Annotated in this window: 19 protein-coding genes, 1 tRNA gene and 1 pseudogene; 9 read left to right on the top strand and 12 right to left on the bottom strand. The window is 60.5% G+C overall.

Annotation, left to right across the window (positions count from 1 at the left end):
- Positions 1-2 precede the first annotated feature (2 nt).
- Positions 3-869, top strand: coding sequence for an endonuclease/exonuclease/phosphatase family protein (locus B5P46_RS31315; protein ID WP_129422110.1), 867 nt, complete (start codon positions 3-5; stop codon positions 867-869).
- 37 nt (positions 870-906) lie between these two features.
- Here B5P46_RS31315 and B5P46_RS31310 read toward each other — a convergent pair whose 3' ends face one another.
- The 4 genes from B5P46_RS31310 to rplU all read right to left on the bottom strand — a co-directional run bounded on the left by B5P46_RS31310 (position 907) and on the right by rplU (position 2,894).
- A complete protein-coding gene (locus B5P46_RS31310) occupies positions 907-1,494 on the bottom strand; it encodes a GNAT family N-acetyltransferase (protein ID WP_129422109.1) in 588 nt (195 codons plus the stop codon).
- On the bottom strand, positions 1,491-2,147 hold the full coding sequence (locus tag B5P46_RS31305; RefSeq protein ID WP_027668026.1) for a GNAT family N-acetyltransferase: 657 nt from the start codon (positions 2,145-2,147) through the stop codon (positions 1,491-1,493). The genes B5P46_RS31310 and B5P46_RS31305 overlap by 4 nt, the downstream gene beginning before the upstream one ends.
- A gap of 126 nt (positions 2,148-2,273) precedes the next feature.
- Entirely contained in the window at positions 2,274-2,543 is a 270-nt protein-coding gene (gene rpmA / locus B5P46_RS31300; RefSeq protein WP_003543909.1) for a 50S ribosomal protein L27, read from the bottom strand.
- Positions 2,544-2,576: 33 nt separating this feature from the next.
- On the bottom strand, positions 2,577-2,894 hold the full coding sequence (gene rplU / locus B5P46_RS31295; protein WP_003543907.1) for a 50S ribosomal protein L21: 318 nt from the start codon (positions 2,892-2,894) through the stop codon (positions 2,577-2,579).
- 304 nt (positions 2,895-3,198) lie between these two features.
- Between rplU and B5P46_RS31290 the strand changes: the two genes are divergently transcribed.
- Positions 3,199-3,288, top strand: a tRNA-Ser gene (locus tag B5P46_RS31290).
- 142 nt (positions 3,289-3,430) lie between these two features.
- Here B5P46_RS31290 and B5P46_RS35225 read toward each other — a convergent pair.
- From B5P46_RS35225 to B5P46_RS31265, 5 genes and pseudogenes are all read right to left on the bottom strand, one after another.
- Entirely contained in the window at positions 3,431-3,583 is a 153-nt protein-coding gene (locus B5P46_RS35225) for a hypothetical protein (protein WP_245456334.1), read from the bottom strand.
- 57 nt (positions 3,584-3,640) lie between these two features.
- Positions 3,641-5,272 (bottom strand): ArnT family glycosyltransferase, encoded by a 1,632-nt coding sequence (locus B5P46_RS31280; RefSeq protein WP_129422108.1) that lies wholly within the window; start codon positions 5,270-5,272, stop codon positions 3,641-3,643.
- A gap of 32 nt (positions 5,273-5,304) precedes the next feature.
- A pseudogene (locus B5P46_RS35220) lies at positions 5,305-5,442 on the bottom strand (non-homologous end-joining DNA ligase); the annotation flags it as partial.
- 131 nt (positions 5,443-5,573) lie between these two features.
- A complete protein-coding gene (locus tag B5P46_RS31270; RefSeq protein WP_129422107.1) occupies positions 5,574-6,134 on the bottom strand; it encodes a DsbA family protein in 561 nt (186 codons plus the stop codon).
- Positions 6,135-6,170: 36 nt separating this feature from the next.
- Entirely contained in the window at positions 6,171-7,607 is a 1,437-nt protein-coding gene (locus B5P46_RS31265) for a DUF6880 family protein (RefSeq protein ID WP_129422106.1), read from the bottom strand.
- Between the two features lie 200 nt (positions 7,608-7,807).
- Here B5P46_RS31265 and B5P46_RS31260 point away from each other — a divergent pair, with 200 nt between their 5' ends.
- Positions 7,808-8,062 carry a DUF2934 domain-containing protein gene (locus tag B5P46_RS31260; RefSeq protein ID WP_129422105.1) on the top strand — a complete coding sequence of 85 codons (255 nt, stop codon included), beginning with the start codon at positions 7,808-7,810 and terminating at the stop codon, positions 8,060-8,062.
- A 33-nt stretch (positions 8,063-8,095) separates the two neighbouring features.
- Here the strand turns inward: B5P46_RS31260 and B5P46_RS31255 are convergent, their stop codons facing one another.
- Both B5P46_RS31255 and B5P46_RS31250 read right to left on the bottom strand, forming a co-directional pair.
- Positions 8,096-8,665 (bottom strand): GNAT family N-acetyltransferase, encoded by a 570-nt coding sequence (locus B5P46_RS31255; protein ID WP_129422104.1) that lies wholly within the window; start codon positions 8,663-8,665, stop codon positions 8,096-8,098.
- Between the two features lie 58 nt (positions 8,666-8,723).
- Positions 8,724-9,368, bottom strand: a complete 645-nt coding sequence (locus B5P46_RS31250) for a ThuA domain-containing protein (RefSeq protein ID WP_129422103.1) — start codon at positions 9,366-9,368, stop codon at positions 8,724-8,726.
- 264 nt (positions 9,369-9,632) lie between these two features.
- On the opposite strand from B5P46_RS31250, the gene galE reads away from it, so the two are divergent.
- Both galE and B5P46_RS31240 read left to right on the top strand, forming a co-directional pair.
- Positions 9,633-10,616: a UDP-glucose 4-epimerase GalE gene (gene galE / locus B5P46_RS31245; RefSeq protein ID WP_129422102.1), complete on the top strand. Its 984-nt coding sequence runs from the start codon at positions 9,633-9,635 to the stop codon at positions 10,614-10,616.
- Positions 10,594-12,147 carry an alkaline phosphatase family protein gene (locus tag B5P46_RS31240; protein ID WP_129422101.1) on the top strand — a complete coding sequence of 518 codons (1,554 nt, stop codon included), beginning with the start codon at positions 10,594-10,596 and terminating at the stop codon, positions 12,145-12,147. The genes galE and B5P46_RS31240 overlap by 23 nt, the downstream gene beginning before the upstream one ends.
- A gap of 6 nt (positions 12,148-12,153) precedes the next feature.
- Here B5P46_RS31240 and B5P46_RS31235 read toward each other — a convergent pair whose 3' ends face one another.
- A complete protein-coding gene (locus B5P46_RS31235) occupies positions 12,154-12,651 on the bottom strand; it encodes a DUF1993 domain-containing protein (protein ID WP_129422100.1) in 498 nt (165 codons plus the stop codon).
- A 375-nt stretch (positions 12,652-13,026) separates the two neighbouring features.
- On the opposite strand from B5P46_RS31235, the gene B5P46_RS31230 reads away from it, so the two are divergent.
- The 4 genes from B5P46_RS31230 to B5P46_RS31215 all read left to right on the top strand — a co-directional run bounded on the left by B5P46_RS31230 (position 13,027) and on the right by B5P46_RS31215 (position 17,829).
- Positions 13,027-13,956, top strand: a complete 930-nt coding sequence (locus B5P46_RS31230) for a sugar ABC transporter substrate-binding protein (RefSeq protein WP_129422099.1) — start codon at positions 13,027-13,029, stop codon at positions 13,954-13,956.
- 69 nt (positions 13,957-14,025) lie between these two features.
- Complete coding sequence (locus tag B5P46_RS31225; protein WP_129422098.1) at positions 14,026-15,567, top strand: sugar ABC transporter ATP-binding protein; 1,542 nt, start codon at positions 14,026-14,028, stop codon at positions 15,565-15,567.
- 34 nt (positions 15,568-15,601) lie between these two features.
- A complete protein-coding gene (locus B5P46_RS31220) occupies positions 15,602-16,627 on the top strand; it encodes an ABC transporter permease (protein WP_011653996.1) in 1,026 nt (341 codons plus the stop codon).
- 143 nt (positions 16,628-16,770) lie between these two features.
- Positions 16,771-17,829, top strand: coding sequence for a dipeptidase (locus tag B5P46_RS31215; RefSeq protein ID WP_129422097.1), 1,059 nt, complete (start codon positions 16,771-16,773; stop codon positions 17,827-17,829).
- The last annotated feature ends 28 nt before the right edge of the window (positions 17,830-17,857 follow it).

Genomic DNA, 17,857 nt, shown 5'->3' with positions numbered 1-17,857 from the left:
TCGTGAATTTTGCGAGCTATAACATACAGTACGGCTTCGGTCTCGACGGCAGATACGATCTGGCGCGCATTGCCCGGGGCCTCGAGGGAGCCGACGTCATCGCGCTGCAGGAGGTGACCCGCGGCTTCTCCCGCAACGGTTTCGCCGACATGGCGGCCGATGTTGCAGCCTTCTTTCCCGACTATTTCTGGGTGTATGGGCCGGCTTGCGACATGCATGTCGAGGCTGATGAAGGTGGGCTTCAGCCGGTGCCCGGCACCCGCTTCCAGTTCGGCAATATGGTGCTGTCGCGCTGGCCGATCGTCTCGACCCGAACGCTGCTTCTGCCGCGCAGCCGGACGATCGGCAAGATCAACCTGCAGCGCGGCGCAACCGAGGCGGTGATCGACGCACCCGGCGGGGCGATCCGCGTCTATTCCGTGCATCTCGACCATGTCTCCGCCGACGAGCGCATCCGCCAGCTGCAATTCTTGAACACGCATATCAATGCCTTCGTCCAGGAGGGTGGGTCGCTGACGGGGGGTGGTGAATTCGACCTGCCGGAGCCGCCGCTGCCGGAGGATTATATCATCATGGGTGATTTCAACATGGAGCCGGAATCGCCGGAATATTGCGCGCTTGCCGGGGCTGGCGGCGGATATTACGGCCGCGTGGCGAGGATCGGCACGCCGGTCGACGCCTTTGCGGCGCTGGAGGCCTACTCTCCGGAGAGCTACAGCTGGATGGATCCTGAGGATCACGGCAAACGCATGCATCTCGATTATTGCTTCGTCAGTTGCGGCCTGCAGAGCCGGTTGAAATCCGCCCGGATCGATACGCAATCCGTCGGTTCCGACCACTTCCCTCTATGGGTCGAGATCGGCGATTAAAGGAGACGCCGCCGGTGCGGCGACGTCTCGAGTTTGATCAGGCAACCTTCCGTGGCTGCAGCATGCCCGGCTGCAGCACGGTTTCGATGTGCGACACCATGGTGTTGCGGGCGAAACAATAGATTTCGCCGCAACCCGTCATGCGGAAACCGAGCTTCTCCTGCAGTCGCAGCGAAGCCGGGTTGTCGGCGAAGACGCCGGAATAGATCGGCGTCTCCGGCATGCGGCGCGAGAAGCGCTCGATGATGGCCGCCACCGCCTCGCTCATATAGCCGCGCCGCCAGTAGTAGCGGTTCAGCCAGTAGCCGAGGTGCCAGCGGCCGTGGCGCAGCTCGATCGAGACGTTGCCGATATGGACATCGTCCTTGCCGGTGATCGCCAGCGGCCAGTCGGGCAGGGTGCCCGAGGTGACCGGGATCAGCCAGTCCAGCGCATCCTGCCGGTCGAACGGCGCGGGTACGCGGGACAGCATGCGCGTGACCGCGAAATCGGAGAGTGATTCCGCGATATCAGGCGCATCGCTCAGCCTGTGGGGGCGGAGCGTCAGCCTGGCGGTCGAGATGACCGGCGCGGGGCCGGGCATCATCGGCTTGACCTCTGGCCTTTGCAGCGCAGTCGTGCTCATGCGATGTTCCCCCAGCTTCTGAGGGACATCCAGGTCTTGCGGTCGAGCCTGTACCATTCGACCGGCACGTTGCTGCCGAGCGCTAGCGAGGCGGCGAGCCCCGAACCCTGGAACTGGAAGCCGCACTTCTGGATGACGCGGCGCGAGGCGACATTCATTACCCGGCAACGGGCGTCGATCTGATCGACGTCCTGACGGGTCCTGAACACCATATCGACCAGGGCATGGCAGGCCTCGGTCGTATAACCCTTGTTCCAATAGGGCTCGCCCAGCCAATAGCCGATCTCGACGGTCTTGCCGTCCGTCTGCGGTTCCACACCGCAGCAGCCGATAAAGGCGCCGTTTTCGGCCTTGGTGATCGCATAGACGCACTTGCCAATCTCGCCATTTTTCGTGCGACGCACGAAGTCGGCAGCATCATCGGCGGTATAAGGGTGCGGCATACGCGATACCATGGTGGCGACTTTGGCGTTATTGGCGAGATGGGCAAGGGCGTCGATGTCTTCTTCGTGGGGCGCGCGCATGACGAGCCTTTCCGATAACAAGACAGGGCAATCGGTCCTTAACCGTTCCGGCCTCAGCCGCTCCGTGGAAGACCGCTGGTCTTCCCGGGGAGACCGTGATTGGTCTACCCTTAACAATTCGCCTTGCATGGTTCAGTCCTCCTTGAGGGGTAAAGAAAAAGGGGAGATGGCGCCCCATCTCCCCTGTTTTCTAGACTGAACCTGATACGGCCAGCCGGGTCGATGAGACGCCGGCTGTTTTTGAGCGCTACCGGCTTATTCCGCTGCTTCCGCTTTCGGCATGACAGACACGTAGACGCGACCGTTGGCCTTCGTTCGGTAGTTCACATTGCCGGCGGTAAGCGCAAAAATCGTGTGATCCTTGCCGAGGCCGACGTTGGAACCCGGATGCCACTCAGTACCGCGCTGACGCACGATGATGTTGCCTGCAATGACGGCTTCGCCGCCGAACTTCTTCACGCCAAGGCGCTTGGACTGAGAATCGCGACCGTTGCGCGAGGAACCGCCAGCTTTTTTGTGTGCCATTGGAGTTCTCCTTTAAACCTTGTCCCGTTGATCTTACTTGGCAGCCACGATGTCCGTGATACGGACGACCGTGTGATGCTGACGATGGCCGCGCGAACGCTTCGAATTCTGACGGCGGCGCTTCTTGAAGGCGATGACCTTCTTGCCGCGGTTCTGTTCGACGACTTCTGCCTTGACAGAGGCGCCGGTAACGAAGGGCGCACCGATCGCAGCGTCGGCGCCTTCGCCGATCACGAGCACTTCGGTGAATTCAATGGAGTCGCCAGCGGTTGCTTCCAGCTTTTCGATGGTCAGCACGTCGTTGGCTGCCACACGGTACTGCTTACCGCCGGTCTTGATGACTGCGAACATTTTTTATCCTTTCATGTTCGTTCCAGCGCTCCCCGCTCATCCAGCAGGTGGCTGTCTTTTTATCAGTCGAAGTTAAGCAGGGATTTCAGAGGTCTAATCCTCGAACTCGTCCTGCCGGTGAAGCCCCGCGCGAGCGCCGGACGGCCAAGGCGCGGATTTCTCCAAACCTATTGCGAAGCCGAGATACGCGAGTGACAAAAAGGTGTCAAGGCAAAAGGATGGAATGCTTCGACTTTTCGGCTTGCCAGCCTGTCATTTGCCCGTTATGAGAACGCCCGCGCCGAACAAGCGCCGACCAGACCGCGGAGAGGTGGCAGAGTGGTCGAATGCACCGCACTCGAAATGCGGCATACCTGCAAGGGTATCGTGGGTTCAAATCCCACCCTCTCCGCCATTGGCCCTCGACCGTAATAGGTGCCCGCGTCCTCCTGCTATCCTTCGATGTTTCGGCGAAGCCTACGTAGAAGTGGACGTCGAGATTGGCCGTCTCCTTGACCATCTGCGCAGACACGCCGCGCGGGCTCAAGCCGCCGTCGTCAGAGCCATATGCTGCAGCCCGGCTGCTTGAGGTGAGCGGTGCGCGACCGATTGCGGCCGGCGCCGAAACGGCCGTGCACCACGTCGCGAAACTCGTCGCAGACGCGCAGCGCACCCAAGACATAGGTGACGAAAAACGCGATCGTCTCCACCGCGAAAGTGCCAGGCGTGATGCGGTCGAAGGCCCATGGCCCAGACTGTCGCGGCTCTCATGGACGGGTGATCCTATAGATCAGCAAATTATTCAAATCCACAAGCTTGGTTGCAGTCCTGTCCAGGTAGTCGATAACCCCATCATGATGCTCGATGAACAGCCGGCCGTTCTTGTCGGCGGCGTTCTTGGCCACGCCGAACAGATCCGCGCCCTGCGCGCGCAGTTCCTCGAGCTGCGCGATCGCGGTGGCGTCATCCGCAACGAATTTCGACCATTCGGCATCGCCTCCGCCAGGCGGGAACACCCAGCCGCGCGCCCTGCTGTAGTAGACTGCGACGGGATCGCCGACCTCAGGCGCGATGGCGACGACGAGGTCGCCCGGTTGCGCCAACCGCGCCAGTTCCTCGCCGAGCAGCTTACCGTTCATGGCGATTGGCTTCTTCATCGTTCTGACCAGGGGCAAGGTCGACCAGGCAAGCGCGATGGCCACGATGAAAATCGAGCGAAGCACCACCGACGGTGTTAGAATGGTTCTCGATGCAAGCGTTGCCAGAAGAAGCGCGCCGTGGCCGCAGAACATAGCAACCGGCACATGGAAGATGTGGAGATTCCACACATTGCTGGTGATCTCGCCCGCCGCCGCCAGATAGATGATTAGGGCCGCAGCCAGCCACACATAGGGAATGGCCGAAAGGGTGCGTTGCTTCGGGTCTTCGGCGGGGCTGGGCGGTAACCACAAGCCGACCGCGAGCAGCACCATGAACGGATAGCCGTAGAACCACAAAACCGAGGTGTTCCATACGGATTTGAAGTAGAAGCTGTTCCTGTAGTATGTCCAGAAGCCGAAATCCCAGATATAGCCGCCGGTGCCGGCGATATGAAACGGCGGATAGCTGCGGCCGAGATAAATCGCCCAGCTGAAATAAGCGCCGATGATGGCCAGGCTCAAAAGCCCCGACAGGAAGACCCATGTCGCGTGCTTTCCTTTACTTTCCAGAATCCAACAGACCATCAGATAGAAGATGACAGCGCCGGCCGCGATGCCGGGTGGCTTTGACAGCACGCCGAGCGAGAAGCTGACCGTGGCGAGCGGCAAGAGCCAGCCGCTGCCGCCGGCCCAGTATTTGGCGAACAGCCAGACGCCAAGAGTGACCAAGGCCAGCATAGCGGGATCGGGAAGAAACGAACTGTCGATCATGATCGCCGCCGGCATCAGCGCGTAGGCCAGTGCCGCCGCGTGGGCGTGCATCTCATCCCAGCATAGCGCCGTTAGCCTGTGGAGCGAAAATACTGTCACCAGACCGAAGGAGGCCGCAACCGCGCGGCCGAACCAGTCGTGCCAGCCGAAGAGTTGGTAGAGCAAGGCGGTCAGATAGCTGACGATCTGAAACTCGCGGCCCTGATAGCTTGGCCCGGGTCCGGTCCAGCTGACCTCTGGAAAAAAGATGTTCCAGCTGCGCTGCTGGAAATTGTCGGCCATCATTGCGGTGCTTATCTCGCGCCAGCTGAAGCTGTCGACCAGCGGCAAGGTGATCTTATGGAACCTGAAGATGATGGCAATAAACAGGATCCCCAGCAAGATCACCGTGTTGAGGCTGGGGTAATTGCGAGCAGCCATGTCCCAGTCGCTCGTCTGCTGCTGACATTGCTGACCTTCGGCCCGATTCAATTTCGGGTCGTCGTTCATCTGAACTGTGTCCTTCCCACTGACGCCGGAGACGGCGCAATACGCGCCGGCATCGGATCGAGAGAAAGATTAGGCTGAGCGGAATCTCGCCGTCGGCGCGGTCGGCTGCGGAGCGGCTCGTAGGCTTCACCGAGCAGCGGCTTGGAAGGCTTGCGGGGCGGCTTTGTCATGACGGCAGTTCATCAGCAATGTCTTAAAAAGCAATTAGCCCAGATTCATTACCGACTCCATCCGCCATGCGAACACAATAAGGGCATCGGCGAGACGACTCAGCTTGATAGTCTCAGGCACACGGCCAGCGTCAATTGCCCCGCGCCTTCTTCACCCAGGCGCCAACCTCATCGCCGCTGCTCATGTCGGGCTGCACCAGCCCGTCGATCATGAAAGTCGGCGAGACATGGATGCCGTTCTGCCGGGCATATTTGCAGTGCCACTTGATCTCCCGGTCGAGATCCGGGATTGCGAAGGCTTCTTTCAGCTTGATGCCGCTATAGCCTTCCAGGCGCTCGATGATCTGGTTCGGCGTGACGTTCATATTCGGGCCGCCGGCATGGCGTTCAAACTCGAACTCCTCGCGATGGGCGGCGATGGCAGCCATCACCTTCTTTGCAGTTTCCTTGCCGCCTTCCAGAGTCGAAGCTGCGATGATGCAGCGGACAAGGACGCCGGAATACATGTGCCAGGGTTGCGACTGCAGGCGGATCTTCACGGTGATCTTGTCTTCGCCGGCCTGGCTCAGCAGTTCGTCGAACTTGTTGAACGCTCTGACCGAATAGGGGCAAGTCGGCTCCAGAAAAGCTTCGAAGATGCGGGGTCCAGTGCCCCAAGTCAGCGGATCTGCATGCCAGGAAGTGGTCGTCATGGAATTCCTCTCTGAGGGTAAGGTATCCGGAGAAACTTAGGTCACCAGGCTCCAGAAGCCATGCTTCTTGCCGTGCCGACGTTTGAGTTCCGCGACATAGACGTCATGGGGTCTGGTGTTGCCGAAGTCATCGATATGAGGCGCAAGCGACGCGCAGTCCGCGAGATGCCTCGCCGCATGCTTATGGCGGCTGGACCGGCCGCTATCGAGCGTGAAATCGATCATGGAGCGCAAGAGAATGGTTGCCGCAAGCGGATGTTTCTCTGCCAGAGCTTCGGCCGCCGCCGGCATCAGCTCATAGAGATCGCCGTTCAGTTCCGCCTTCCGCCTCATCACGAGTTTCGCTGCCTCGGCAGGTGCCGTCCAATTCAGGAAAAATGTAAGTGCTTGGTGGACGTCCGGGAAAGCCTGGGCATAAGCGAATGCCTTCTCCTCCGCCTCCAGATCGTCGAAGTCCGGCAGTCGCTTGAGGAAAGCCTTCAGGTGCTCGCCATGCAGCGACTGCTCGAAACATGTCCATCTGTAGGTTTGGGCCTCCTCGGTGCGCCCCAGGGCCTCGAGCGTCTCGACGCGCGCGAGCTGCCATTCGAATGGCATGTCGGCCTGGCCTGTCGTATCGACCTCATTCAGCGCCTCAAGTGCTTCCTTCGCCCGGCCGGCCGAGACCAGACGATTGGCGATGTCGGCCGCAATCATCGGCATCTTGCGCGTTTTCTCGGATTGCTGCGCGATGTAGGCATCAACATCGCCCTGGGCGTCGGCAATTTCCTGCAAGGCTATGCGCACCGTCAGATCTCGCTGAGTGCCGTAAATCTCATCTTCGTAAAGGGGGCCTCCGCTGCCCCAGCCGATGATCTCGCGCTTGTCTTCCGTAGGCTTGTCTTTCGGCTCCTTGGACCATTGGACGAAGAGGGTTTTCAGGCAATCGAGACCATCCTTTCCGAGAGCTGGCGCCATCGCCGCAATCAGGTTGTCGTACTGGCCGTAACCATCGTCTTGCACGGCTTTGAACACCTTCTCGGCCAGGACATTGGAGTCGATCTTGGCGGACGCGGCGATTGCGGCAGCATCCTCGCAAGCCTGATGAAAACTTTGGATGAGAGAACCGCTGCTCTCGTTGGATCTCTCAAAGATCGAATTCGCCAATGCGAGGAACTGCCATATCAGTTCGAAAGCTTCTTGGGGATCATCGGCGGCAACGGTCTCTGCGATCGTTTTGCGCTGCGTTTCCAGATCGCTCTTCAGCGCCTTCACTTTGCGCCAGTTGATGACGGTGCGAGCCCGGGCAATGCTCGCAAGCCGCTTTCGCACCTCACGCGCCACCTCGGCGCCGCCGTGATTGCCGGCAAGCTCCATTCGAAGCCGTCGCTTGTGGGCGGCACTGCCCAGGCTGACCTCGATCAGCAGCTCGGCGAGGCGCTGCGCACCAAGGGATTCGAGATTCTTCGCATTGAGTGTCGTCTTGGCTGCCATCGGTCATCGCTGTCGTTTCTGCGATGACCCTATCCTGGAGGCGGTACGAGGCCAAGGTCCCGGAATGTGTGCACGGGATAATCCTTCGGCACCTCGCTATTAGCTAAAAACTAACGCTGCCTCGTAACGACTCCTAAAGCCGGTTTTGGCACCTTGTTGCCTGTCGAATATTGCTTCCAAATTTCTCGCTGGGGTTGATTATGAGTCATAATAAAGACGCCTGGGTCAGCCAGCGCGCTTATTCACTATGGGAATCGGAAGGCAGGCCGGATGGGCGCGGGGAAAGCCATTGGGCGCAGGCGCTCAGGGAGTTCGAGCAGCTGGAGCTGACGAAGGCCTCGCCTGATGGAAACGACCTCATCGAGAAGCTGAAGGCAGCCGGGCGGCTGATGCGGATCTATGACGAGGCGGCGCCCGCCGTCGAGAACGACCGGCAGTTCAAGGCGGCCCGCTAAGCCGTATTTATCAATCTCTGGATGCCGAAATATTCAGCGGCATTCCAGGCGAACGACCGGTCTCGCCGGCAGGCGTCTTGCCACTTCGGCAAAACCGGCATCCAGAAACATCGATAGCGTTCCCGGATAGATCTCGGCTCCGTTCGAAGCACGGGCTGCCTGATCGACAGGATAGGCTTCGAGACATTCAGCGCCGTTCGCGCTTGCGAATTCAACGGCGTGTTTCAATAACAATCGCGACAGACCCTGCCGCCGGAACGGCTTGCGGACGATGAAGCAATTGATCGACCACACCGGCCTGTCGTCGACCGGCGCGAAGGGTTTTGAGCGGCGCAGCCGGTCGAATACGGCGCGCGGCGCCACACCGCACCATCCGGCCGGCTCGTTCTCGTGATAGCCGAGAATGCCCGGCGGGCGCGGCGCGACGACGAGGTTTCGAAACCAGCTGCGATTTCCCTCGCCCCAACCTGCCTTGTAGTCGGCATTCGGAAGGTACCAGTAGGCGCAGCGACAATTCCGGCCGCCGGAGCAATCGTCGAAGACTGCTTCTATATCGGTCAAGCGGTCGGCAGTGGCGGGAAGGAAAGAGAAGCGATCCGGCATACGGGGAGATTAGGCGCGGGTGGGCGATTGGCAAGACCGCTCACCCCGTTCTCCAACGCTACTGACGGGCGGCCCAGCTCAGGCCACGCCGCAGGATAAGCGGCATGTAGGGATGGTCGAACTCGGCGGCGACATGGCCGAGAGCGGAATAGAAGATGCGACCGGCGCCGAAATGGCGCTTGAAGACGACGGGCATCACCACATTGCGGGCTGCCGGATCGTAGGCGCCGGTGAAGGTGGTGGTCGCGAGGACTTCGACGGTCGGATCGTAATGGAGATAATATTGCTCCGAACGGTAGTCGAAATCGGGAATGCCCTCCATCACGGGGTCGTCCTGGCGGGTGACGGCGACGCGGAAGTCGATGATATTGCCGGGATGGGCGACCCAGGTGACGCCGGAGACATAGCGGAAAGGCGCGCTTTCCTTGAAGGACGTGGCGAGCGCGCCATGATGGCCGGCAAGCCCGAGCCCGCCACGCACGGCTTCGACGAGGCCAGCGGCATGCTCCTTCTCAAGCTTTTCGCCGGTAATGATGGGCACCAGCAGATCGGCCTTCGCCAGCGTCGGAGATCCGAACACGCCGAGATCGCCGGTTACCTCGACGGTAAAATCGTCCTCGCGCAGGAGGTCGGCGACGATATGAGCGCATTGTTCCGGTTCATGACCTTGCCAGCCGCCCCAAACGACCAATGCCTTCCTCATTTGCGCGCTCCCTGCCTGATGGCTGCAGACCGTTGATCATCATATGGTGGTGCAAGCGCCTTAGATCGGGCGGCTATGCAAATCACGCGAATAATTTATGTTTCCTCCTGATCCGGCACAATTGCGCAGGCGGCGGATCGCACCCGGGCGGGCGGCTTCGGCATTTGACGTATTGTCCGTTTGCGGCGATCGCAGTTCCTTCTTTTTATTGACGTGTATCTCGTTTAGGTTTCTCCCATCTCTCATGAAGAATAAGGGTGGTGCATGGCAGGTGAAACGGTTCTTGTCGTCGGCGGCGCCGGCTATATCGGCTCGCATACGTGCCTCGACTTGGCGAACAAGGGCTATACGCCTGTCGTCTTCGACAATTTTTCGAACGGCCATCGCGAGTTCGTCAGATGGGGGCCGGCCGAGGAAGGCGATATTCGCGATCGCGCTCGTCTGGATGAGGTGTTGGCCAAGCACAAGCCGGCGGCGATCCTGCATTTCGCGGCGCTGATCGAGGTCGGCGAATCGGTCAAGGATCCGGTTTCCTTCTACGAGAACAATGTGATCGGTACTTTGACGCTGCTTTCGGCGGCACAGGCGGCCGGCATCAACGCCTTCGTCTTCTCCTCCACCTGCGCCACCTATGGCCTGCCGCAGAGCGTGCCGCTCGACGAAACGCACCGGCAGGTGCCGATCAATCCTTACGGGCGGACGAAATATATCGTCGAGCAGGCGCTTGCCGATTACGACCAGTACAGGAGCCTGCGCTCCGTGGTGCTGCGCTATTTCAATGCGGCTGGCGCCGATTTCGAGGGCCGGATTGGCGAATGGCATCAGCCGGAAACCCATGCGATACCGCTAGCGATCGACGCGGCGCTCGGCCGCCGCCAGGGTTTCAAGGTGTTCGGCAGCGACTACGAGACCCGCGACGGCACCTGTGTGCGCGACTATATCCACGTGCTGGATCTTGCTGATGCGCATGTGCGCGCCGTCGAATATCTGCTGAAGGGGGGCGATTCCGTCGCGCTCAATCTCGGCACCGGCACCGGTACGACGGTCAAGGAATTGCTCGGCGCCATCGAGGAGGTGTCGAACCGGCCTTTCCCGGTCGAATATATCGGCCGCCGCGAAGGCGATTCGCATACGCTGGTCGCCAATAACGACAAGGCGCGCGACGTGCTCGGCTGGGTGCCGCAGTATGATCTGTCTGAGATCATCCGCTCCGCCTGGGACTGGCATGCAAAATCCAACCAGCATTGAGCCAACTAGCATCGAGAAAGCGCGCCGGCCGAACATCCTGCTGATCACGGCGGACCAGTGGCGCGGTGATTGCCTGTCGGCCGTCGGCCATGCCTGCGTAAAGACGCCGGGTGTCGATGCGCTGGCGCGCGAAGGCACGCTCTTCCGGCGGCACTATGCCGGGGCGGCACCCTGCTCACCGGCGCGGGCCACACTTTATACCGGCCTTTACCAGATGAACCACCGCGTCTGCCGCAACGGTTCGCCGCTCGATGCCCGCTTCGACAATCTGGCGTTGGCGGCCCGGCGGGCGGGATACGACCCGACGCTGTTCGGCTACACGGATACGGCGCCCGATCCGCGCGGGATGGATGCCGGCGATCCGCATCTGACGACCTACGAAGGCGTGCTGCCGGGCTTTACCGCCCGCCAGCTTCTGCCCGAACATGAAAGACAATGGCTCTCCTGGCTCAGGTCCCGCGGCCATGGGGATGCCGTCGGCCGCGATATCCATATTCCCGTCGGTGCTGGAGCCGGCGACATTTCCGATGCGGCGCCGGCCTATTCGCGCGACGAGACGCAGACGGCTTTCCTGGCCGGCGAGTTCATTCGCTGGGTGGGCGAGCAGGACAGGCCATGGTTCGCGCATGTCTCTTTCTTACGTCCGCATCCGCCATTCTCCGTGCCGGAGCCGTTCAACCGAATGTTCAAGCCGGGCGAGGGACCGGCTTTTGCCCGCGCGGCAAACCGCGAAACGGAAGAGAACGGTCATCCCTATCTCGCCTATGCCATGCCACGATCTGACAGGGGCGACTTTATCCACGGTGCAACGGGGCCGCTCAGCGGCTGGAACGCTGAGGATTTCGCCGCGATCCGGGCGATTTATTACGGCATGATATCAGAGGTCGATGCGCAGCTCGGCCGCATCTGGCAGGCCCTCAAGGGTGCGGGCGCCTGGGACGATACGCTTGTTATCTTCACCTCCGACCATGCCGAGATGGCGGGCGATCACTGGATGCTCGGCAAGGGCGGCTTCTTCGACGGCAGCTATCATATTCCGCTGGTGATCCGCGATCCCGCAAGCAGTGCTGGGGTCGTCGACAAATTCACCAGCGCTGCCGATATTTTTCCGACACTTTGCCAAAGGCTCGGCGTCGACGCGAAGAACGGGCTCGACGGCCGGTCGCTCATGCCGTTTGTCAGGGGTGGCAGCGGACAGAACTGGCGGGACGCGGCATTTTGGGAATTCGATTTCCGCGACATTGCGCATGGTGAGGCCGAGCGGTATTTCCAGCTGGGGTCCAACGAATGCAATCTCGCGGTGATCCGCGACGCGCGGATCAAATATGTGCATTTTACCGCATTGCCGTCGCTGCTCTTCAATCTTGCCGATGATCCGATGGAGCTCGACAATGTCGCGGCGGATCCGGCCTATGCGGCGATACGGCTCGACTATGCCGAGAAGCTGCTGTCGCTTCGAGCACGGCATCTCGATCAGACGCTCGCCTATACCGAACTGACGGAAAGAGGGCCGGTGACCCACCGGCCCTGAGTTGGTCTAGCCGAGATAATCGCGCTTGCCGATCGGTGCGCCTTGGTTGCGCAGGATGGCGTGGGCCGTCGCGACGTGGAAATAGAAGTTCGGTAGGGCGAAGGTGGCGATATATTCGTCACCCGGCAGCACGATACCACTCTTTCCCGGCAGGGTGATCTGGCGGGTTTCTGTGCCTTCCAGCGCTTGTGCCGAGAAGCCGGCGAGATAGGCGTCGGTCTTTGCGAGGCGCTCGCGTAGTTGGTCGAACGTCGTTTCGTTATCTTCGAATTTCGGGGCGTCGGTCGCCGTCAGGCGGGCGAGCGCAAATTTGGCGCTGTCGCTGGCGCGCTGATACTGGCCGGAGAGCGGCAGCATGTCGGGCGCCAGGCGAGCGGCGACCAATATGGCAGGATCGATATTCTTTTCCTTCGCATAGGCTTCGGCCTTGTCGAGGTAGGTTTTCAGGCTGGCGAGGCCGCGCTGGAATATGGGAACGGTGAGGCGATACATCGAAATGGACATCTGTCCTGTCTCCAAAATCTTCAAATGATTGGGTCGCGGCGAGAGGTCGAAGGCGTTTGCGGCCGTGAGCCCGTCTTCGACCCTCCCATAGATGGATGCTCGCCTGGTCTTTCACAACAGAGGGAATGCGGGCGTCGGTAGTGAAGCCCGCATGGCATTGCGCTCTCATCCATATCTCGTCGCCGCTAAAGATACTTGACGCCGTTCCCAGAAAATGGAATGAATATTCCGCATAACAGATTTAACGGTTTGTTTGTTCCGTTTTGCGGAGCGCCGCGGGAGAGGCGGCGCAGGGAATTGCGGCTTCAGAGCAAATGCCTGGAGCTCCGGCGTGAGGAGGGTGCAGCCGGGCACCGCTTTGTGGAGGAAGTGAAAATGAAAAAGTTTATCCTGGGCACTGCGATGGCGCTCGTCATGTCGACGGCGGCTCACGCGGAAACTGTCGGCGTCTCGATGGCGAAATTCGACGACAATTTCCTGACGGTTCTGCGCAACGGCATGACCGATTATGCAAAGACACTCAGCGGTGTGACGCTGCAGGTCGAAGACGCACAGAACGACGTTTCCAAGCAGCAGAGCCAGATCCAGAATTTCATCGCCTCAAAGGTCGATGCGATCATCGTCAACCCTGTCGATACCGATGCGACCACGGCAATGTCGAAGCTCGCGGCCGATGCTGGTATTCCGCTTGTCTATGTCAACCGTGAACCGGTCAACGTCGACACGCTGCCGGACAATCAGGCCTTCGTCGCTTCCAACGAGCAGGAATCCGGCACGCTGGAAACCAAGGAAATCTGCCGCATTCTCGGCGGCAAGGGCAAGGCCGTCGTCATCATGGGCGAGCTCTCCAACCAGGCTGCGCGCATGCGGACCCAGGACGTTCATGACGTCATCAAGACGGATGAATGCAAGGGTCTGGAGATCGTCGAAGAGCAGACGGCGAACTGGGACCGCACCCAGGGCGCCGACCTGATGACCAACTGGCTTTCCAGCGGTATCGAATTCGATGCCGTGATCTCCAACAACGACGAAATGGCGATCGGCGCCATCCAGGCGCTGAAGGCGGCCGGCAAGGATATGAGCAAGGTCGTCGTCGGCGGCGTCGACGCCACGCAGGACGCGCTTGCCGCCATGCAGGCGGGTGATCTCGACGTCACGGTGTTCCAGGATGCCGCCGGCCAGGGAAAGGGCTCGCTCGATGCAGCGCTCAAGCTCGCCAAGGGCGAAAAGATCGAAAAGAAGGTCTACATTCCCTTCCAGCTCGTCACGCCTGCCAACGTCAAGGACTTCGTCACCAAGAACTGAGGCGAACGCCAAACAGGATGCGGGCTTTGCCCGCATCCTTTTCGCCTACCAGTATCCGGAGGAGATGATATGGCCGTCAGCCCGACAACCATGGCCGCCGTGCGCGCGAGCGGCGCCGTCCCGAATGCGGAATATCTCTTGAGCGCCGAGGGTGTCCGCAAGGAATTTCCTGGTGTCGTCGCACTTGACGACGTGCAGTTTAAGCTGAAGCGCGCCTCCGTGCATGCGCTGATGGGCGAAAACGGCGCCGGCAAATCGACGTTGATGAAGATCCTCGCCGGCATCTACACGCCCGATAAGGGCGATATTCGCCTGAAGGGGATCGAGATCCAGCTGAAATCTCCGCTCGACGCGCTGGAGAACGGCATTGCCATGATCCATCAGGAACTGAACCTGATGCCGTTCATGACGGTCGCAGAAAATATCTGGATTCGCCGCGAACCGAAGAACCGCCTCGGCTTCATCGATCACGGCGTGATGCATCGCATGACCGAGGAATTGTTTGCCCGGCTCAATATCGCCATCGATCCCGATATCGAAGTCCGGTTCCTGTCGGTCGCCAACCGGCAGATGGTCGAGATCGCCAAGGCGGTTTCCTACAATTCCGACGTGCTGATCATGGACGAGCCGACTTCGGCGCTGACGGAGCGCGAGGTCGAGCATCTTTTCCGTATTATCCGCGACCTCAGGGCCCAAGGCATCGGCATCGTCTACATCACCCACAAGATGAACGAGCTTTTCGAGATCGCCGACGAATTCTCCGTCTTCCGCGACGGCCGATATATCGGCACGCATGCCTCGACCGACGTCACCCGCGACGACATCATCCGCATGATGGTCGGGCGCGAGATTACCCAGATGTTTCCCAAGGAAGAGGTGCCGATCGGCGAGGTCATGCTCTCCGTCAAGGATCTGTGTCTCAACGGCGTCTTCAAGGATGTCTCGTTCGAGGTCAGGGCCGGCGAAATCCTCGGCGTGGCCGGCCTTGTCGGTTCCGGCCGGTCGAATGTCGCCGAAACACTGTTTGGGGTGACGCCGGCAAGCTCCGGCTCGATCGAGCTCTACGGCAAGCCGGTGACCATTTCCTCGCCGACCGAGGCCATCCGCAACCGGATGGCGTTCCTGACCGAGGACCGGAAAGATACCGGCTGTCTGCTGATCCTCGATATTCTCGAGAACATGCAGATCGCCGTTCTGCAGGACAGATACGTCAAGGGCGGCTTCGTGCAGCAGGGCGCAGTCGAGGCAACCTGCGAAGACATGGCAAAAAAGCTGCGCGTGAAAACGCCCAATCTTTATGAGCGGGTGGAAAATCTTTCGGGCGGCAATCAGCAGAAAGTGCTGATCGGGCGCTGGCTGCTCACCAATCCGCGCATCCTCATCCTCGACGAGCCGACGCGTGGCATCGATGTCGGCGCCAAGGCGGAAATCCACCGGCTGGTCACGGAGATGGCGCGAGACGGTGTGGCGGTGGTTATGATCTCGTCCGAGATGCCCGAGGTTCTCGGGATGAGCGACCGCATCATGGTCATGCACGAGGGACGCGTGACCGGTTTCCTCAATCGCGACGAAGCAACGCAGATCAAGGTGATGGAGCTGGCTGCGCAGTGATGCGTTGACGGCGATTGCCCAAGGGAGGTTTGACATGACTACCAAGGCAGCAGAGGGTGCGGCTCCGCTCGCAACCCGGCAAAGGCGGCGGCGCATACCGACGGAACTCAGCATTTTCCTCGTGCTCGTCGGCATCGCGCTCATCTATGAAGTGCTCGGCTGGATGTTCATCGGCCAAAGCTTTCTGATGAATTCGCAGCGTCTGACGATCATGATCCTGCAGGTCTCCGTCATCGGCATCATCGCCGTCGGTGTCACGCAGGTCATCATCACCGGCGGCATCGACCTTTCGTCGGGTTCGGTCGTCGGCATGACGGCGATGATCGCGACAAGCTTCGCCCAGTCCTCGACCTGGGGACGGGCCGTCTTTCCCTCGCTGACCGACCTGCCGGCTTTCGTGCCCATCGTCGTTGGTCTGCTGATCGGGGCGGCTGCCGGTCTCGCGAACGGCGCGCTCATCGCCTACACGAAGATCCCTCCGTTCATTGCAACGCTTGGTATGTTCGTTTCGGCCAGGGGCGTGGCGAAGTGGTATACGAAGGGACAGCCGGTTTCCGGGATCACGGAGCAGTTTCATTTCATCGGAACGAAAGCCTGGCCGGTTGTCGTCTTCTTGGTCGTTGCGCTGATCTTTCACATTGCGCTGCGCTATACGCGTTACGGAAAATTCACCTATGCCATCGGCGCGAACCCGCAGGCCGCACGCGTCTCCGGGATCAACATCGAGGCGCATCTCGTCAAGGTCTATGTGATCGCCGGATTGCTCGCCGGCCTTGCCGGTATCGTCACGGCGGCCCGTGCTGAAACCGCACAGGCCAGCATGGGTGTCGGATATGAACTCGACGCGATCGCTGCGACCGTCATCGGCGGCACTTCGCTCACCGGCGGCGTCGGGCGCATCACCGGCACTGTCATCGGCACCATCATTCTCGGCGTCATGACCTCCGGCTTCACGTTCCTCAGGATCGATGCCTATTACCAGGAGATCGTCAAAGGCCTTATCATTGTCGCGGCGGTGGTCATCGACGTCTACCGACAGAAGAAGCGACGCAAGCACTGATCTCTCATAGTTTTTACGGGGGCTTCGGCCCCCGTTCTGTTTTCCGCACCGATCACGGATTTTAAAAAAAAGAGGTGGCGATTTCCGTCAGCTTTTCTATTCTGGCCGCTTCATTCGCCCGACCGGGCAGCGCAGGAAGACAGATGCAATTCGTATTTGATGGTCACAACGACGTTCTCCTTCGACTCTGGACACATTCAAAAGACGGCAGCGACCCGATCGCGGAATTCGCAGACGGCACGACGGTCGGCCATATTGATGCGCATCGGGCTAGAGAGGGCGGTCTTTCAGGCGGTCTCTGCGCCATCTACATCCCCTCAGGCGATCTCGTCTTCGCCGATCCGGATGCCAGCGGTCGCTATGTGACGCCGATGGCGGCCCCTCTCGATCCGCTGCCTTCTCTTGCCATCGCCAATGAAATGGCGGCGATCGCACTACGGCTCGATCAGGCCGGCGCCTGGCGGCTCTGCCGGACGGTGAAGGATATTCGCGGCGCCATGGCGGATAACATTTTCGCTGCCGTCATGCATATGGAAGGCTGCGAGGCGATCGGCGCCGATCTCTCGGCGCTCGAGGTATTCTATGCGGCGGGGCTGCGGTCGCTCGGGCCGGTCTGGAGCCGGCACAATGTCTTCGGTCACGGCGTGCCCTTCGCCTTCCCGATGTCGCCGGACACGGCGCCGGGCCTCACCGATGCCGGCTTCGCGCTGGTCAGGGAATGCAATCGCCTCGGTATCCTGATCGACCTTGCCCATATCACCGAGAAGGGTTTCTGGGACGTGGCGAAGAAGACGGACCAGCCGCTGGTCGCCAGCCATTCCAATGCCCACGCCCTGACGCCAGTCGCGCGCAACCTGACGGACAGGCAGCTCGATGCGATCCGCGAAAGCCGCGGGCTCGTCGGCATCAATTATGCCACCGCCATGCTGCGCGCCGACGGCCGCTCGGACAGTGATACGCCGCTTGCCGACATGATCCGCCACATCGACTATCTTGTGAACCGCATCGGCATCGACTGCGTGGCGCTCGGATCGGACTTTGACGGGGCCACCATTCCTGAGGAAATCGGTGATGCAGCCGGCAATCAGAAGCTGATTGCCGCTCTCAGAGAGGTTGGCTATGCTGACGCCGAACTCACGAAACTTGCCCGTGAAAATTGGCTTCGCATTCTCGCACAAGCTTGGCGGGAGGGTCACGCCTAAAGCGTCGCGCGCGCCTCTGGACGCGCTG

Source organism: Rhizobium leguminosarum (assembly GCF_004123835.1).
Taxonomy (GTDB): domain Bacteria; phylum Pseudomonadota; class Alphaproteobacteria; order Rhizobiales; family Rhizobiaceae; genus Rhizobium; species Rhizobium leguminosarum_M.
This window is presented reverse-complemented; position numbering and strand designations above follow the sequence as displayed.

Coding starts and splice junctions, on each gene's coding strand:
- B5P46_RS31310 (WP_129422109.1), bottom strand. CDS start 1,494: ATGAGCACGACTGCGCTGCAAAGGCCAGAGGTCAAGCCGATGATGCCC.
- B5P46_RS31305 (WP_027668026.1), bottom strand. CDS start 2,147: ATGCAAGGCGAATTGTTAAGGGTAGACCAATCACGGTCTCCCCGGGAA.
- rpmA (WP_003543909.1), bottom strand. CDS start 2,543: ATGGCACACAAAAAAGCTGGCGGTTCCTCGCGCAACGGTCGCGATTCT.
- rplU (WP_003543907.1), bottom strand. CDS start 2,894: ATGTTCGCAGTCATCAAGACCGGCGGTAAGCAGTACCGTGTGGCAGCC.
- B5P46_RS31280 (WP_129422108.1), bottom strand. CDS start 5,272: ATGAACGACGACCCGAAATTGAATCGGGCCGAAGGTCAGCAATGTCAG.
- B5P46_RS31270 (WP_129422107.1), bottom strand. CDS start 6,134: ATGACGACCACTTCCTGGCATGCAGATCCGCTGACTTGGGGCACTGGA.
- B5P46_RS31265 (WP_129422106.1), bottom strand. CDS start 7,607: ATGGCAGCCAAGACGACACTCAATGCGAAGAATCTCGAATCCCTTGGT.
- B5P46_RS31260 (WP_129422105.1), top strand. CDS start 7,808: ATGAGTCATAATAAAGACGCCTGGGTCAGCCAGCGCGCTTATTCACTA.
- B5P46_RS31255 (WP_129422104.1), bottom strand. CDS start 8,665: ATGCCGGATCGCTTCTCTTTCCTTCCCGCCACTGCCGACCGCTTGACC.
- B5P46_RS31250 (WP_129422103.1), bottom strand. CDS start 9,368: ATGAGGAAGGCATTGGTCGTTTGGGGCGGCTGGCAAGGTCATGAACCG.
- galE (WP_129422102.1), top strand. CDS start 9,633: ATGGCAGGTGAAACGGTTCTTGTCGTCGGCGGCGCCGGCTATATCGGC.
- B5P46_RS31240 (WP_129422101.1), top strand. CDS start 10,594: ATGCAAAATCCAACCAGCATTGAGCCAACTAGCATCGAGAAAGCGCGC.
- B5P46_RS31235 (WP_129422100.1), bottom strand. CDS start 12,651: ATGTCCATTTCGATGTATCGCCTCACCGTTCCCATATTCCAGCGCGGC.
- B5P46_RS31230 (WP_129422099.1), top strand. CDS start 13,027: ATGAAAAAGTTTATCCTGGGCACTGCGATGGCGCTCGTCATGTCGACG.
- B5P46_RS31225 (WP_129422098.1), top strand. CDS start 14,026: ATGGCCGTCAGCCCGACAACCATGGCCGCCGTGCGCGCGAGCGGCGCC.
- B5P46_RS31220 (WP_011653996.1), top strand. CDS start 15,602: ATGACTACCAAGGCAGCAGAGGGTGCGGCTCCGCTCGCAACCCGGCAA.
- B5P46_RS31215 (WP_129422097.1), top strand. CDS start 16,771: ATGCAATTCGTATTTGATGGTCACAACGACGTTCTCCTTCGACTCTGG.